Consider the following 14976-nt stretch of genomic DNA (forward strand, 5'->3'; position numbering starts at 1 on the left):
TGTGCGGCACCGGTGATCATGTTCTTGACGTAGTCGGCGTGGCCGGGGCAGTCAACGTGAGCGTAGTGACGGTTCGGGGTCTCATATTCAACGTGCGCCGTCGAAATGGTGATACCACGGGCCTTCTCTTCCGGTGCTGCGTCGATCTGGTCATACGCCTTGAATTCACCGAAAAACTTCGTGATCGCAGCCGTCAAAGACGTCTTGCCGTGGTCAACGTGACCGATCGTGCCGATGTTGACGTGAGGCTTATTGCGCTCAAACTTGCTCTTTGCCATTGAATGCTTCCTGTGAACATAGAGGTGGACCCGGAACCGGGTTTGGTGCAGCCGTTTAAGGCTTTCCACTAGAATGCGCAAGACATAATTACGGCAGGCCAAAGTACAAGGGCGCGGGCGACGAATCGCGGCAAGAATGGCGGAAAATCAACGCCAATCGTCGACTTTTCGAACGCTAACTGCCAATGCTGTGGAGATGATTTGGAGCGGGTAGCGGGAATCGAACCCGCGTATTCAGCTTGGAAGGCTGCTGCTCTACCATTGAGCTATACCCGCGGTATGTTTGGTCCGATCCGGAAACAGAATGGTGGAGGGAGTTGGATTTGAACCAACGTAGGCTGAGCCAACGGATTTACAGTCCGTCCCCTTTAACCACTCGGGCATCCCTCCAGTATTCCGTCTGGATCGTGAGACCAAGTTCGTCAGACCCGGTAGCGTGTCGCCCCGTCGTCTGTGGCGGCTATATGACCGGCTCGTTTCCTTCTGTCAACACGACCTTATTGAAAAAATGACGAAAAAATTACGTTGTCCACCGAGCCCCCTGTGGAAAGGCTTTGCCGGACAGATGCGCGCCTATATAAGGCGGCATGAGCACAAAAGACCCCAAAGACAAATCCGCCCGCGACACCCATTACGCGACGCTGCGCCGTGCGGTGCGCGACCAGAAGCGTGAACGTGGCGAAATCCCGACGCCGCAGCAACAGAGGCGACCTAAGTCCAACAAGGACTGGACCCCGCCACAGCTGCAGCAGGATCAGGTATTACTGTATGGCCTGCATACCGTGCGCGCCGCGCTGGACAATCCAGAGCGCAAGCTGATCAAGCTGACGGTGACCCAGAACGCGTTCGTGCGTCTGGATATCGGTGATTCCACCGCCCAGCCTTTCCCGGTGGAATTTGTATCGCCTCAGGATATCGACAAGGTGCTCGGCCCCGAGGCGATCCATCAGGGCGTGATGCTCGAGACACGGCCGCTGCCGGTTCGCCGGCTCGATGCCCTAAAGGAGAGCCCTCTCCTTCTCGTGCTCGACCAGGTGACCGATCCGCACAATGTCGGCGCTATCATGCGGTCTGCCGTGGCATTCGGCGCAGGCGCCGTTATCACCACCCAGAGACACAGCCCGACGGAATCCGGTGTGCTTGCCAAATCTGCATCAGGTGCGCTGGAACTGATCCCCTACATCCAGATCACCAATCTCGCCGACGCGCTAAACGAGCTGCACAAGCTGGGATTCCGGACGATCGGCCTTGATTCGGAAGGGCCGGCACCGCTGGAAGAAACGCTTGCCGGCGAAAAGGTCGCTCTGGTGCTCGGATCCGAAGGCAAGGGCATTCGGCAAAAGACGCGGGAAACGGTTTCGGCACTTGCCCGCCTGGACATGCCCGGCGCGATCAAGTCGCTCAACGTCTCCAATGCGGCAGCAATCGCTCTTTATGCAACGCGTCTGCACCTAGCGAAGGCATAACCGCCCACGCAGAAACATTAGCAATCACTGATTAATCCATCCTCGCGCAAGCTATCCGTGATCACCTCCTAATACAGAGTTGGGGAGATGCACATGGAAACAGGAGCATGGAAAAATCCCGTCGTGATAGAGATGTATGGCCGGCCGGGAGCGGTGATCGTCATCGGCACACTTGATGCCGCGCTGATGCTGATCGGCGCATGGCCGAAGAAACGGACGGACGCCCATATAGCGGCCGTCCTTTGCTGCCGCGACGTTTTGATGGGCCAGGCAGATGCGGGACTTGCCCGCGTCAATTTCATAGAAGCGGCGCTCGAGGCCGGTTATCGGATCGAACCTGAGACCTTTCTGGGCGACCGATGGGATTTCACTCCGCGGCCGGTGGAGAATACCCGGCCCGCACTCGGGCTGGCCGAGCTAATAAGAAAGCGCGCAACGGCAACCATCGACAGGCATGCCACCGCGGTACTGAACGAAATCCATCAACCGGAACTCTGCACGGTCGCCAACAGCCAACCGTCAATTTTAGCGCCGGAAAGCCGACGTCCCCGTCTCAGGGATCTCCTGGCGCGACTTCTTCAGCTGCTCGGGCTGATCGGAATGGAAATCGGGCGATCGATCTTCATGCCACTCGGTTTTGGCACGGCACGACGCACGAATCGGCAGCCGCAATAAACCCACCAGCCACTTCCGGCTGACCAGATAGAACAGTGACGCGGTCAGCAGCCGAAGGCAAATAGCCAGCCTTCAGACTCCCCTCGCCCGCAAAATCGTGGCATGGGATGTGATCATGACGATCAGCCAACCCAAATCCTCATCGTGGAAATCAATAGCCGCCGTCTTTGAAAAGGCCGCACTTGCAGCCGGCCGGCCAATTCTTGCCATCCACCGGGCCGGAGCGCATGCGCGCTACAAGGCGGATGCCTCGCCAGTGACCGAAGCGGACGAGCAGGCTGAGGCTGTCATTCTGTCGGAACTGCATAAAAGCTGTGCCGGCATTCCGATCGTTGCGGAAGAGCAGGCTGCGGCGGGCCACATTCCGGATATTGCGAGCAAGGCCTTCATCCTCGTCGATCCGCTCGACGGAACGAAGGAATTCATCAACGGGCATCCCGATTTCACCGTCAATATCGCCCTGATCGAGAATGGCGCTCCCGTTATCGGCTTCGTCTATGCGCCGGCACTCGAGATCGCCTATGTGGGCCACCCGGAAGGCGCCGAAAAGCTTTGGGTCGATGAGGAGTTTCGCATCTCCCGCCGTGAACCGATGCGCGCCCGCACGACGCCCGTTCCGAACATAGCCGTGGCGAGCCGCTCCCATCGTTGCGCCCAGACCGACGATTTTCTCAATCGCTGTGGCGCGAAGGAAATCAGAACCGTCGGTTCATCACTGAAATTCTGCCTGATTGCAGAAGGTGCTGCCGATATTTATCCCCGCTTCGGCCGAACCATGGAATGGGACACGGCAGCAGGCGATGCGGTACTGAGAGCCGCTGGCGGCATTACGGTCGATCTTGCGGGACAGCCACTGGTTTACGGCAAGACGGGACGCGAGGGATGCTCGGATTTCGCCAACCCGGATTTCGTGGCGAGGTGCGGCGGCACATAGACGCCTTAGCCGGCCTAAGGTCTATGCAATTTATCAATATTTGAAAAAAGGAAAAAAGTGGTGCCCCCGGCAGGGTTCGAACCCGCGACCCCCTGATTACAAATCAGGTGCTCTACCAACTGAGCTACAAGGGCATCCGTTAGATGCGGGAGTTACCATATTTTATTCTGCTGTAAAGCGAAAACGTCGCAGCGGAACAGATTTGTCCAGTATCTTCAACCGGGAAGGACGGTTGGCAGGGGCCAGAGCGCTTGTCGGGCTGCCGTCTTTTCCTGTACCACTGCTGTGCCAGAGGCTGTTGATCCTCGGGCGATCGACAAATTCAGCCAACGCCATTGAGGGCGGCCCCAAGGGGCTTCATTCAGGGCGACGTTTCAAAGGTCCGCCTTTTCATGCCCATTCATTGCGAGAAGTTATCCTTTATCGCGTCCCCGGCAGCCGAGGCGCAAGCGGCGCTGGAGGAGCTCTCCCGGCTTTACGGCAATCGGCCGGTTGGCGAGGCCGATGTTATCGTGGCACTCGGTGGCGACGGCTTCATGCTGCAGACACTGCATGAAACGATCACGTCCGGGCCGCGCGTCTATGGCATGAACCGCGGATCAGTCGGCTTTCTGATGAACGATTATCGCGTCGAAAATCTTCCGGAGCGGATCTCTGTTGCAGTCGAGAACGAATTTCACCCTCTGCAAATGACCGCGACGGATACGGACGGCGCGATCTCCACGGCGCTTGCCATCAACGAAGTCTACCTGTTCCGCCAGTCCTATCAGGCAGCCAAGCTCAAGGTCGAGGTCGATAGCCGCGTCAGGCTCGACGAACTGATCTGCGACGGCGTGATGGTCGCCACACCTGCGGGGTCGACGGCCTATAATCTATCCGCCCACGGGCCGATCCTGCCACTCGAAGCGCCGCTTCTGGCAATGACGCCGGTTTCGCCCTATCGGCCGCGGCGCTGGCGCGGCGCGCTTCTGCCCAATCATGTCTGCGTCGACATCAGCATTCTCGAGCCGGAGAAACGCCCCGTGAACGCGGTTGCCGACAATGCCGAGGTCAAGTCGGTACTGCATGTGCGCATTGCCCAGTCGACCAAACTAACCGCACGCATTCTCTCCGATCCCGATCATTCCTGGTCCGACCGCATTCTGGCGGAGCAGTTCAGCAACTGATTCGTTTCGCCGTTCGCAAACGATGCCGCTACATCCCCGAACCAACAAAAAAGCCGGACTTTCGCCCGGCTTTTTTCCGTTCATTTGAATGCTGATCAGTCGACGTCGGCGACATCGACATCCGGCTTGCCGCTGATGCGATGTGCGAGGGCCGCTTCCATGAATTCGTTCAGGTCACCATCGAGCACGTCGTCCGGCGCCGTCGAGGAAACGCCGGTGCGCAGATCCTTGACCAGCTGGTAGGGCTGCAGAACGTAGGAACGGATCTGGTGACCCCAGCCGATATCGCTCTTGGACGCGGCTTCGGCATTGGCTGCCTCTTCACGCTTCATCAATTCGGCTTCATACATGCGGGCGCGCAGCATTTCCCACGCCTTCGCGCGGTTCTTGTGCTGCGAGCGTTCCTGCTGGCAGGCGACCACGATGCCGGTCGGGATATGGGTGATACGCACGGCCGAGTCCGTGGTGTTGACGTGCTGACCACCGGCACCCGAAGAACGATAGGTATCGATGCGGCAATCGCTTTCGTTGATCTCGATGTTGATCGAGTCGTCGACCACCGGATAGACCCAGATCGACGAGAAGGACGTGTGCCGCCGCGCATTCGAATCGTAAGGAGAAATACGGACGAGACGGTGAACACCCGATTCGGTCTTCATCCATCCGAAGGCATTGTGTCCCTTGACGAGAATGGTTGCTGACTTGATGCCGGCTTCTTCACCGTCATGCACTTCGAGCAGCTCGACCTTGTAGCCCGAGCGTTCGGCCCAGCGCGTGTACATGCGCAAAAGCATGTTCGCCCAGTCCTGGCTCTCGGTGCCGCCGGCGCCGGAATGCACTTCGACATAGGTGTCGTTGGCATCGGCCTCGCCAGAAAGCATGGCTTCCACCTGACGGCGTGAGGCTTCGGTCTTCAACGCCTTCAGAGCCGCCTCGGCATCCTTGATGATGTCTTCATCGCCTTCCTCTTCACCAAGCTCGATAAGCTCGATGTTGTCGGCAAGCTGCTGCTCCATCGACCTGACGCCGCTCAACGCTTCGTCGAGCTGCTGACGCTCGCGCATCAGCTTCTGGGCTTCCTGTGCATCGTTCCAGAGGGTCGGATCCTCTGCCTTGTTGTTCAACCAGTCCAGTCTTCTTACAGCCTGGTCCCAGTCAAAGATGCCTCCTCAGCAGGCTTATGGCCTGCTTGATTTCGTCGACGACATTCAGCATTTCCGCGCGCATGGCGTATTCTTCTCTCTCTGTGATCTCTGAGGGATTAAGATGCGGTGGGACATAGTTGCGCCGGGGCCGGATGTAAAGGCCGCCCCGGCCGCCGAGCACTCAGACCAGGTCAGTAGAGACCCGAGGCACCGGAGGTGATGGCCTGCTGGGCCTGAGGCGACGAATCCAGAATTTGCTCCTGGCTCATATATTCGCCCTCGCCGATGACCTGGAAGACATCGGCCGGGCCGGTGCCAGGCTTGAAGGCTTCGACAATCGTGTCGGGCTCGCCGTCAAAGGCCATCATGCCGGTCTTGCGGTTGACCGCTATGAACTTCATGCCATCCGGAACCTGGAATTTTTCGGCTGGCATAAGCTTTGCCGCCTGCTCCAGGAACGTCCCGAAGATCGGCGCGGCCAGGCCACCGCCGGTCGCACGGGCTCCAAGCGGAGCTGGCGTGTCAAAACCGAGATAAAGACCTGCGACGATGTTGGGCGTGAAGCCGACGAACCAAGTGTCCTTCGCATCGTTGGTGGTACCCGTCTTGCCAGCAACCGAACGATCCTTGACCGGGATTTTGCCCGCAGCGCTGCCGCGCTGGACGACGCCTTCCATCATCGAGGTGATCTGGTAGGCGGTCATCGGGTCGAGAACCTGCTCGCGATTGTCGACCAGGACCGGTTCTTCCTGGTTTGCCCATCCGCTGGCATTGCAGGCTTCGCAACCACGCTCCTCGTGGCGGAAGATCGTCTTGCCGTAACGGTCCTGAATACGGTCGATGACAGTCGGCTTGATCTGCTTGCCGCCATTGGCGATGACGGCATAGGCCGAGACCATGCGCATGACCGTCGTTTCACCGGAACCGAGAGCCATCGGCAGATAGGGCTGCATCTTGTCGTAGATGCCGAAACGCTCGGCATATTCGGCCACGAGATCCATGCCCATGTCCTGCGCAAGACGCACGGTCATCTGGTTACGGGATTTTTCGATACCGGTGCGCAGCGTCGCCGGGCCGGTGCCATCCTCTTCACCATAGTTGGACGGACGCCAAACCTGGTTGCCGGAAACGATTTCGATCGGCGCATCGAGGACGACGGATGCCGGCGTATAGCCGTTGTCGAGTGCCGCTGCGTAGACAAATGGCTTGAAGGACGAACCGGGCTGACGCATGGCCTGCGTGGCGCGGTTGAACTCCGACTGCGAATAGGAGAAGCCGCCGACCATGGCCAGAACGCGGCCGGTATTTGGGTCCATGGCAACGAAACCGCCCTGAACCTTCGGAGGCTGGCGCAGGCGATAGGCGTTGCCACCAGCCTTCAACGGCTCGACATAGATCACGTCGCCGGCCTTCAGCACGCCATCGGGGCCTTTTGCCGTCTTGCGTTCGTTGGCGGCATCCCGGTAAGCCCATTTCATGTCGTCGGCAGCGATCGTACCGGTATTGCGCTCCGGATCCGTCTTGCTGCCATTCTGAGATTCCAGGCCGATTTCCACTTCATGTGCGGAAGCGTTGAGCACGACGGCAATCGTCCATTCGGGCACGTCGCGCAGCTCGGGAATCTTGTTTTCCGAGAGAAGCTTGCCAAGCGACAGGGCCCAGTCGGGCGAAGTTTCGATCGAGGCAAGCGCGCCGTGGAAACCCCGGCGCTCATCGTAATCCACAAGAGCGTTCTGCATCACGCGGCTGGCGATGACCTGGAGATCGGGATCCAGCGACGTGCGCACGGAAAGCCCACCTTCGTAAAGCGCCTTGTCACCGTAACGCTCGATGAGCTGACGACGGACGGCTTCGGAGAAGTATTCCGACGCCATAACGCTGCCGGAGCCGCGACGCGGCTTGACGCCGAGCGGCTGGGTCTTGGCTTCATCGGCATCCACCTGGGTGATGTAGCCATTCTCGGCCATGCGATCGATAACCCAGTTACGGCGCTCGAGTGCCGCCTGTTCATGGCGGAACGGATGATAATTGTTCGGGCCCTTAGGCAGGGCTGCGAGATAGGCAGCTTCCGCCGTCGTCAGTTCGGTCACCGACTTGTCGAAATAGGTGAGCGCCGCACCGGCGATGCCATAGGCGTTCAAGCCGAAAAAGATCTCGTTGAGGTAAAGCTCGAGGATCTTGTCCTTGGAATAGGCCTGTTCAATGCGGAAGGACAGGATCGCTTCCTTGATCTTGCGGTCCATCGTCTGGTCGGCGGAAAGCAGGAAGTTCTTTGCCACCTGCTGCGTGATGGTCGAGGCGCCTTCAGGGCGACGGCCGGAACCGATATTCTGCAGGTTGTTCAACACAGCGCGGGCAAGACCGAAGGGATCGACGCCCGGATGGTTGTAGAAATTCTTGTCTTCAGCGGAAAGGAACGCCGCCTTGACGCGATCGGGAATGGCCTGGATCGGCAGGAACAGACGGCGCTCGCGGGCATATTCCGACATCAGCGCGCCGTTACCGGCATGAATGCGCGTCGCGACCGGCGGCTCGTAAGAAGCCAGCACTTCGTAGTCAGGCAAATCCTTGGTCATGCCAGTCAAATAGATGGCAGCAGCCGCGGCAACGCCCAAAAAGAGCACGCAGGCCATTCCAAAGAAATATCCAATCAGTCTGATCATATCTGAGCTACCGTTCAGCTTTTTTCTCGGCGCGAAAAGCACCATCGCACGCCAACAGGCCTTTTGCACGACGTTTACGTCAGTGCAAGGGAGACCGGATCAACTCCGCGAAACCGGAGACCGTACGAAATCCATTACCGCGACCTGCTCTTCGAATGTGAGGAAAGTAGGGCTTTTCACAGGTAATTCCGTATCTTCGCAATGCTTCAAGGCAATCGCTGGACCGATGTGGCATCGCAGCCACGTCGCTTGTCCCTGCCCTCACCCGCCATTCGCGACGGAACGGCGGCGGTAACGGTCGACGGCATTGGCAACAAGTCCCGCCACCTTGGCTCTCCAGGCTTCATCGAGCAGAAGCTTCTCGTCCTCAGGATTGGAGAGGAAGCCCATTTCCAGAAGGACGGACGGAATGTCCGGCGCGCGCAGGACCTGAAAGTTGGCTTGCCGGTGCGGATTGTTGATCAGGCCGACCTGTCCCTCGAAGGATTTCACCACGTTATCGGCGAGCGCGACCGAGAATGCCTGGGTTTCGCGACGCGTCAGGTCGAGCAGGATGTCGGCAACTTCCGGCGGGCCGCTCTCGATACTGAAACCGGCCAACTGGTCGGAAAGGTTTTCGCGGACAGCCAGATTTTCAGCCATACGGTCCGAAGCCTTGTCGGAAAGCGTATAGATGGTCGCGCCGCGAATATCCTTCTGCGCCAGGGTGTCGGCATGGAGAGATATGAAGAGATCGGCGTGTTTCTGCCGGGCAATGGTGACGCGCTGCGACAATGACAGGAAGGTGTCGTCCTCACGGGTCAGGAAAGCCTTCATGCCCTCGACCTTGTTCAGACGCTCGGCAAGCAAACGGGCAAAATCCAGCGTCACCGTCTTTTCCGGCGTCTTCGTCGTCGCACCGCTCGCACCGGCATCGATACCGCCATGCCCGGCATCGACCGCAACGGTAAAGACCCCATCCTCGACCACCGGCCCGACATCCTGTGGCGGGACGGCAGCAGAGGTATTCCAGTCCTGCGACTTGAGGATTTCGGCAAACTGTTCCTTGCTGGTCATCTCGGCATCCAGCACGAGGCGAAAGCCCCTATCCTCATTCTTCTGCACTTCCGCCATTACCAGCTTCACTGGCCGATTGACGGTGAATACCATGCGGGCGCTGTCGCTACCCATCGTGCCGTAACGGATATCCTTGAACAGACCGCGTGGAGCGAGATCTGCGGCAGGAAAGCCGAAGGCGGACGCGGAGAGATCGACGATTATCCGCTCGGGACTATCGACATAGTGGATGACGAATTCAGGTTTCTGTTCGAAATCGATGACGACGCGGGTACGGGCATCATCGCCGGCGACCCTTGCCGAAAATGCAAGTATGGGTTGCTGAGATGCATAGGAAGCGGTCGAGACCGTGAGCAGAGCCAGAACTGCCAGAAGACCGATTCGGCTGACGATTCGCAGTTTTTTCGCCGCAACAGGCATCCGGATCGCCTTGCCGATCATCAACACTTCATTCAATTTCAAGCCGCATCCCGCCTCTTTATCCTCCATGCAGCGCCCGTCCGCGCATGAAAGGCCTGCATTTCAGGCATTTCTGTTACAAAGCCTCAGAATCGACGTTGCAACACCACTTTCGATAAGGCCGCTAAATCCATCCACAATATGGCGGATACGGCTTTTCCCTTGCTATTGTGACAGATAAACCATACAAAGCCAGTGAGGTTAGAGGGTTGACGGGATAGTCTGCCGATGGGCTTGCCAGCCTTAAAGGACTGGCGCCAAGTACCGGTAAACATCCGCCGTCGCAACTCTTGGCCTTGCGTAACCGATCACTCCGGCTACGGCCGGAAAAATGCCGGGTGGCACGCCACCCACCGCTCGCACGGAGCACCCCATCGGACCCGCAAGGGTTCAGTTATCGTCATTCTCGCTTGGTCCTTAATGTTGCGGCAAATTTTTCAAGTCTCGGAAAGAAGGAAGAAGCCCACGGCTTCGCTGCCTCTCCGCTTGCCGTCTCGCCTTGACCCCGCGGGATCACCCTTATCCGGCGTAATGACCGTTGTGCATAACGAGCCTGTCCTCGCGGCAGGCTTTCGTGCATTTGTACGGCGGCGCCGAGGAGCAGAATTTCAATGGCAGACAAAATGCTTATCGACGCGTCTCACGAAGAGGAGACGCGCGTAGTCGTTGTACGCGGCAACCGCATCGAAGAATTCGATTTCGAATCACAGCACAAGAAGCAGATCCGGGGCAATATTTACCTCGCCAAGGTAACGCGCGTCGAACCTTCGCTTCAGGCGGCTTTCGTGGATTACGGCGGCAACCGTCATGGCTTCCTGGCCTTCGCGGAAATCCACCCGGACTACTACCAGATTCCGCTCGCGGACCGTCAGGCTCTGATGCAGCAGGAAGCGGAAGACCAGCGCAAGATCGCGGAAGCTGATGCTGCCGATCCGGTCGTGGATCTCGCCAACGAAGAACAGCCGGATGTCGGCATTGCGACTCCTGCAGCCCCGGTGGTTGCAGAAACGGTAGAAGCCAAGGAAGCTCCGGTCGCCGAGGCTGCAGCAGAAGCCGAGCCTGAAAAGAAGGCCAAGCCGAAGCGCACCCGCTCGCGCAAGAAGGTCGTGGAGGCAACTCCGGAAGAAGCTGTAGCCGAAGCAACGGAAACCACGCCTTCCGATGAAGCCGACGATTCGACGCCGGAAAGCATGGCGGCGATGATTGAAACCGATTCGATCTCCGAAGATGTCGATGCCCGCCGCGGCCACGACAGCGACGATGATGACGACGATGACGACAATCACGAGAAGGAAGTAATCGAATCCGTCGGCGCAGAAGATGCCATGGAAGAGGTTCCGGATCGCGTCGTCCGCAAGCCGCGCAAGCAGTACCGTATTCAGGAAGTCATCAAGCGCCGCCAGATCCTGCTCGTTCAGGTCGCCAAGGAAGAGCGCGGCAACAAGGGCGCTGCTCTCACCACCTATCTGTCGCTTGCCGGCCGTTATTCGGTTCTGATGCCGAACACTGCGCGTGGCGGTGGTATTTCCCGCAAAATCACCCAGCCGCAGGACCGCAAGCGCCTCAAGGAAATCGCCAAGGAGCTCGACGTGCCGCAGGGCATGGGCGTTATCCTGCGTACTGCCGGCGCCAACCGCACCCGCGTCGAGGTAAAGCGCGACTTCGAATACCTGATGCGCCTGTGGGAAAACGTCCGCACGCTGACGCTACAGTCGACCGCGCCTTGCCTCGTCTATGAAGAAGGTTCGCTGATCAAGCGCTCGATCCGCGATCTCTACAACAAGGATATCGGCGAGATCATCGTGTCCGGCGAAGACGGCTATCGTGAAGCGAAAGACTTCATGAAGATGCTGATGCCGAGCCATGCCAAGGTAGTTCAGCCTTACCGCGACCTGCACCCGATTTTCTCGCGTTCCGGTATCGAGGCGCAGCTCGATCGCATGCTGCAGCCGCAGGTGACGCTGAAGTCCGGCGGTTACCTGATCATCAACCAGACTGAAGCTCTGGTCGCTGTCGACGTCAACTCCGGTCGTTCGACCCGCGAACATTCGATCGAAGACACGGCACTTCAGACGAACCTTGAAGCCGCTGAGGAAGTTGCGCGCCAGCTTCGCCTGCGTGACCTTGCCGGCCTTATCGTCATCGACTTCATCGACATGGAAGAAAAGCGCAATAACCGCGCCGTCGAGAAGAAGCTCAAGGATTGCCTGAAGAACGATCGTGCGCGCATCCAGGTCGGCCGTATCTCGCATTTCGGCCTTCTGGAGATGTCGCGTCAACGTATCCGCGCTTCGGTTCTCGAATCGACGACACAGATCTGCTCGCATTGCGGCGGAACCGGCCACGTCCGTTCGCAATCTTCCGTTGCCCTGCACGTGCTGCGCGGCATCGAGGAGTACCTGCTGAAGAACACCACGCATGACATTACCGTGCGCACCACTCCGGACATCGCGCTCTTCCTGCTGAACCATAAGCGCGGCACAGTGGTGGATTACGAGAACCGCTTCGGTGTTTCGATCTTCATCGAATCCGACGTCAGCATCGGCTCTACCCATTTTGCGATCGATCGCGGTGAAGCCGTTGAAAATCCGATCAAGATTGAAAGCCTGATGCAGTTTGCCGCGATCCCGGTCGAGGAAGACGATGATGTCGTCATCGACATGGAGGAAGACGAGGAAGAAAACGATATCGAGCCGGCCAAGGCTGTCAGCAAGCCGGAACGCGCCGAGGGCGATGATCAGAACGGTCGCAAGCGCAAGCGCCGCCGCCGCCGTCGCAACCGCAACGGTGAAAAGAACGGCGATAGCCAGGCACAGGGCAGCAATATCGAGGAAATCTCCGAGGACGCCGAGGATGGCGATGACGAGAGCGAGGACGATGCAGCCGAGGTATCCGCAACCTCCGAGGGTTCGGTCGATGCTGAGATGGACGAAAATGGCCGTCGCAAGCGCCGTCGCCGTGGCAAGCGTGGCGGTCGCCGCAATCGCAATGGCGAGGACGGTGTAGAGACGAGCGCGGAAGACGATTCGGATGCCGAAGACGGCGCTGTTGCCGAGGTAACCGAAGTGGTCGAGGCTACGATTGAAGCCGTAGACCCCGCACCTGCAGAAGCAGTTGCGGAAACTGCACCGGCAGAAGTTGTAGTAGAGGCAGAAGCTCCGGCAAAGCCGAAGCGCGCACGTCGTAGCAAGAAGGCCATCGAAGCCGAAGCTGCTGCGGCAGCCGCAGCGACCGAGGCGGCAGAGGTTGTTGCCGAAACGGTGGAAGCCGCTCCGACAGCCGAGACCAAGGCCGAGGAGCCTGCAACCGAGACCGCACCGGTCGAAGCTACGCCGGCAGTAGATGAAGACGCCAAGCCTGCCCGCGCGAACCGCGCCTCCAACATCTCATCCTCTAGCGAGGCTGTCGTGAAAAGCTCGGAAGGCAATTCAACGCCGGAAGGTGACGCTGACCAAGCCAAGCCGAAAAAGGCCGGCTGGTGGCAACGCCGCGGGTTCTTCTGATCCGCAACCGACTTGATAGAAAAATGGCCGCTCACGCGGCCATTTTTGTTTTCGGCTTTCCATTCTCGGCCGTTAGAAAAACAGTTTAGGAAACAGCCGCAAGCTCCTGTATGTTTTTACCTGTCGAAATCTCCGTCGTGCAGTCGCCATACGGAGAATTGAAGCCTTGCTCATGCCGCAATGCACATTTCCTATTTCCCGGATGCGCCGGCTGGCTTAGCCTTGCGGCACAATTACGCCGGCGGCACGAGATTCGTGGTGCCTAGCTTCAAGAGGAATTTCATGACGCGCCTGTTCAAAACCTTCGCCGCAGGAGCGGCGATTGCCGCTTCTCTCGCTGCAGTACCGGCTTTTGCGCTCGACGACAGCCAGAAGAAGGAAATGGGCGCGTTCATCCGAGAATATCTGATCCAGAACCCCGAAGTTATGATCGAGGTCCAGAACGCATTGGAAGCGAAGCAGCAGGCGCAGCGGACGGATCAGTCGACCAAGGCGGTTGCCGCCAACAAGGACGAGATTTTCTCGTCTCCCAATGACATCGTGCTTGGAAACCCCAAGGGTGATGTCACCGTTGTCGAATTCTTCGATTACAATTGCGGTTATTGCAAACGGGCCATGAGCGACATGGACGACATCCTTGAGAAGGACAAGAATATCCGTTTCGTGCTGAAGGAATTTCCGATCCTCGGCCCGGATTCCCTGGCGGCGCATAAGGTGGCCGATGCGGTGCGCATTCTCGCACCTGAAAAATATCCGGAATTCCACCGCGAGCTTCTCGTCGGCCAGGAGCATGCTTCCGAAGCAACGGCGATTTCCGTTGCGACCGAACTCGGCGTCGATGAGGCCCGGATTCGCAAGACGATGACCGAGAAGCCAAATGACGACATCGTTCGGCAGGCCTACCAGCTGGCAAACGCGATCGGAATTACCGGCACGCCGACCTATGTCGTCGGCGATGAAGCGGTGTTCGGCGCTGTAGGCCTGCAGCAGATAGAGGAAAAGGTCGGCAATGTCCGCTCCTGCGGCAAGGCAAGCTGCTGAGACCGGTCTGCCTTCCCACTGTCTTTGACGAATTGCGAATCGATTAGTGGACCAGCGGCGTTTCGGCGCGGCGGGGGCTTTCCCTTGCCGGCCTACCGGTCTATAGGTGGCCGCTGAATTCGGATGGAACAAAAGACTAAGTGATGAGCAAAACGGTTTTCGTCCTCAACGGCCCCAACCTCAACATGCTGGGTAAAAGAGAACCCGGCATCTATGGTGGCCAGACGCTTGACGATGTGAAGCAACTTTGCCTTTCGGCGGGAGCCGATCTTGGTTTCGATGTCGATTTTCGACAGAGCAACCATGAGGGCACGCTGATCGACTGGATTCACGAAGCCGGCGACAAGGCCGTCGGCGTCGCCATCAATGCCGGTGCCTATACGCACACGTCTATCGCGCTTCACGATGCGATCAAGGCGGTGTCGGTGCCGGTCATCGAGCTGCACATCTCGAATGTTCATGCACGGGAAGAGTTTCGCCATCACTCGATGATCGCGCCGGCTGCCAAGGGCGTCATCTGCGGCTTCGGCACGGCGAGCTACATTCTGGCGCTCCATGCCTTGAAATACACAATCGCCTGACAAGATAGA

11 protein-coding genes and 3 tRNA genes are annotated in these 14976 nt (G+C 58.5%); 7 read left to right on the plus strand and 7 right to left on the minus strand.

Features of this window, described 5'->3' with window-relative positions:
• The 3 genes from HNQ72_RS08040 to HNQ72_RS08050 all read right to left on the minus strand — a co-directional run.
• Positions 1–278, minus strand: a 278-nt coding sequence (locus HNQ72_RS08040) for a GTP-binding protein (protein WP_246450301.1), incomplete at its 3' end; no start/stop codon positions are given.
• A gap of 202 nt (positions 279–480) precedes the next feature.
• Positions 481–554 (minus strand) — tRNA-Gly (locus tag HNQ72_RS08045).
• A 29-nt stretch (positions 555–583) separates the two neighbouring features.
• A tRNA-Tyr gene (locus tag HNQ72_RS08050) sits at positions 584–668 on the minus strand.
• Positions 669–865: 197 nt separating this feature from the next.
• Here HNQ72_RS08050 and rlmB point away from each other — a divergent pair.
• The 3 genes from rlmB to cysQ all read left to right on the plus strand — a co-directional run bounded on the left by rlmB (position 866) and on the right by cysQ (position 3353).
• Complete coding sequence (rlmB, locus tag HNQ72_RS08055) at positions 866–1744, plus strand: 23S rRNA (guanosine(2251)-2'-O)-methyltransferase RlmB (RefSeq protein WP_183991439.1); 879 nt, start codon at positions 866–868, stop codon at positions 1742–1744.
• A 93-nt stretch (positions 1745–1837) separates the two neighbouring features.
• A complete protein-coding gene (locus HNQ72_RS08060) occupies positions 1838–2419 on the plus strand; it encodes a DUF982 domain-containing protein (protein ID WP_183991441.1) in 582 nt (193 codons plus the stop codon).
• 115 nt (positions 2420–2534) lie between these two features.
• Complete coding sequence (cysQ, locus tag HNQ72_RS08065) at positions 2535–3353, plus strand: 3'(2'),5'-bisphosphate nucleotidase CysQ (protein WP_210319545.1); 819 nt, start codon at positions 2535–2537, stop codon at positions 3351–3353.
• Positions 3354–3411: 58 nt separating this feature from the next.
• Here cysQ and HNQ72_RS08070 read toward each other — a convergent pair.
• A tRNA-Thr gene (locus HNQ72_RS08070) sits at positions 3412–3487 on the minus strand.
• Positions 3488–3745: 258 nt separating this feature from the next.
• Here HNQ72_RS08070 and HNQ72_RS08075 point away from each other — a divergent pair.
• Positions 3746–4519: an NAD kinase gene (locus HNQ72_RS08075; RefSeq protein ID WP_183991443.1), complete on the plus strand. Its 774-nt coding sequence runs from the start codon at positions 3746–3748 to the stop codon at positions 4517–4519.
• A 95-nt stretch (positions 4520–4614) separates the two neighbouring features.
• Here the strand turns inward: HNQ72_RS08075 and prfB are convergent.
• The 3 genes from prfB to HNQ72_RS08090 all read right to left on the minus strand — a co-directional run bounded on the left by prfB (position 4615) and on the right by HNQ72_RS08090 (position 9824).
• A protein-coding gene (gene prfB / locus HNQ72_RS08080; protein ID WP_183991445.1) for a peptide chain release factor 2 occupies positions 4615–5746 on the minus strand; the annotation gives its coding sequence in 2 pieces (ribosomal slippage) (positions 4615–5676 and positions 5678–5746; 1131 coding nt in all).
• 109 nt (positions 5747–5855) lie between these two features.
• Complete coding sequence (locus tag HNQ72_RS08085) at positions 5856–8327, minus strand: penicillin-binding protein 1A (protein ID WP_183991446.1); 2472 nt, start codon at positions 8325–8327, stop codon at positions 5856–5858.
• A 261-nt stretch (positions 8328–8588) separates the two neighbouring features.
• Complete coding sequence (locus HNQ72_RS08090; protein WP_183993046.1) at positions 8589–9824, minus strand: N-acetylmuramoyl-L-alanine amidase; 1236 nt, start codon at positions 9822–9824, stop codon at positions 8589–8591.
• Positions 9825–10453: 629 nt separating this feature from the next.
• On the opposite strand from HNQ72_RS08090, the gene HNQ72_RS08095 reads away from it, so the two are divergent.
• The 3 genes from HNQ72_RS08095 (at position 10454) to aroQ (ending at position 14967) form a co-directional block, all read left to right on the plus strand.
• Entirely contained in the window at positions 10454–13345 is a 2892-nt protein-coding gene (locus HNQ72_RS08095; RefSeq protein ID WP_183991449.1) for an Rne/Rng family ribonuclease, read from the plus strand.
• Between the two features lie 282 nt (positions 13346–13627).
• Positions 13628–14386 carry a DsbA family protein gene (locus HNQ72_RS08100; protein WP_183991450.1) on the plus strand — a complete coding sequence of 253 codons (759 nt, stop codon included), beginning with the start codon at positions 13628–13630 and terminating at the stop codon, positions 14384–14386.
• Between the two features lie 143 nt (positions 14387–14529).
• The gene (aroQ, locus tag HNQ72_RS08105; RefSeq protein WP_183991452.1) at positions 14530–14967 is read left to right on the plus strand and encodes a type II 3-dehydroquinate dehydratase; all 438 of its coding nucleotides are present in this window, start codon (positions 14530–14532) and stop codon (positions 14965–14967) included.
• Positions 14968–14976 lie beyond the last annotated feature (9 nt).

The organism is Aliirhizobium wenxiniae (assembly GCF_014201355.1).
GTDB classification, from domain to species: Bacteria; Pseudomonadota; Alphaproteobacteria; order Rhizobiales; family Rhizobiaceae; genus Neorhizobium; species Neorhizobium wenxiniae.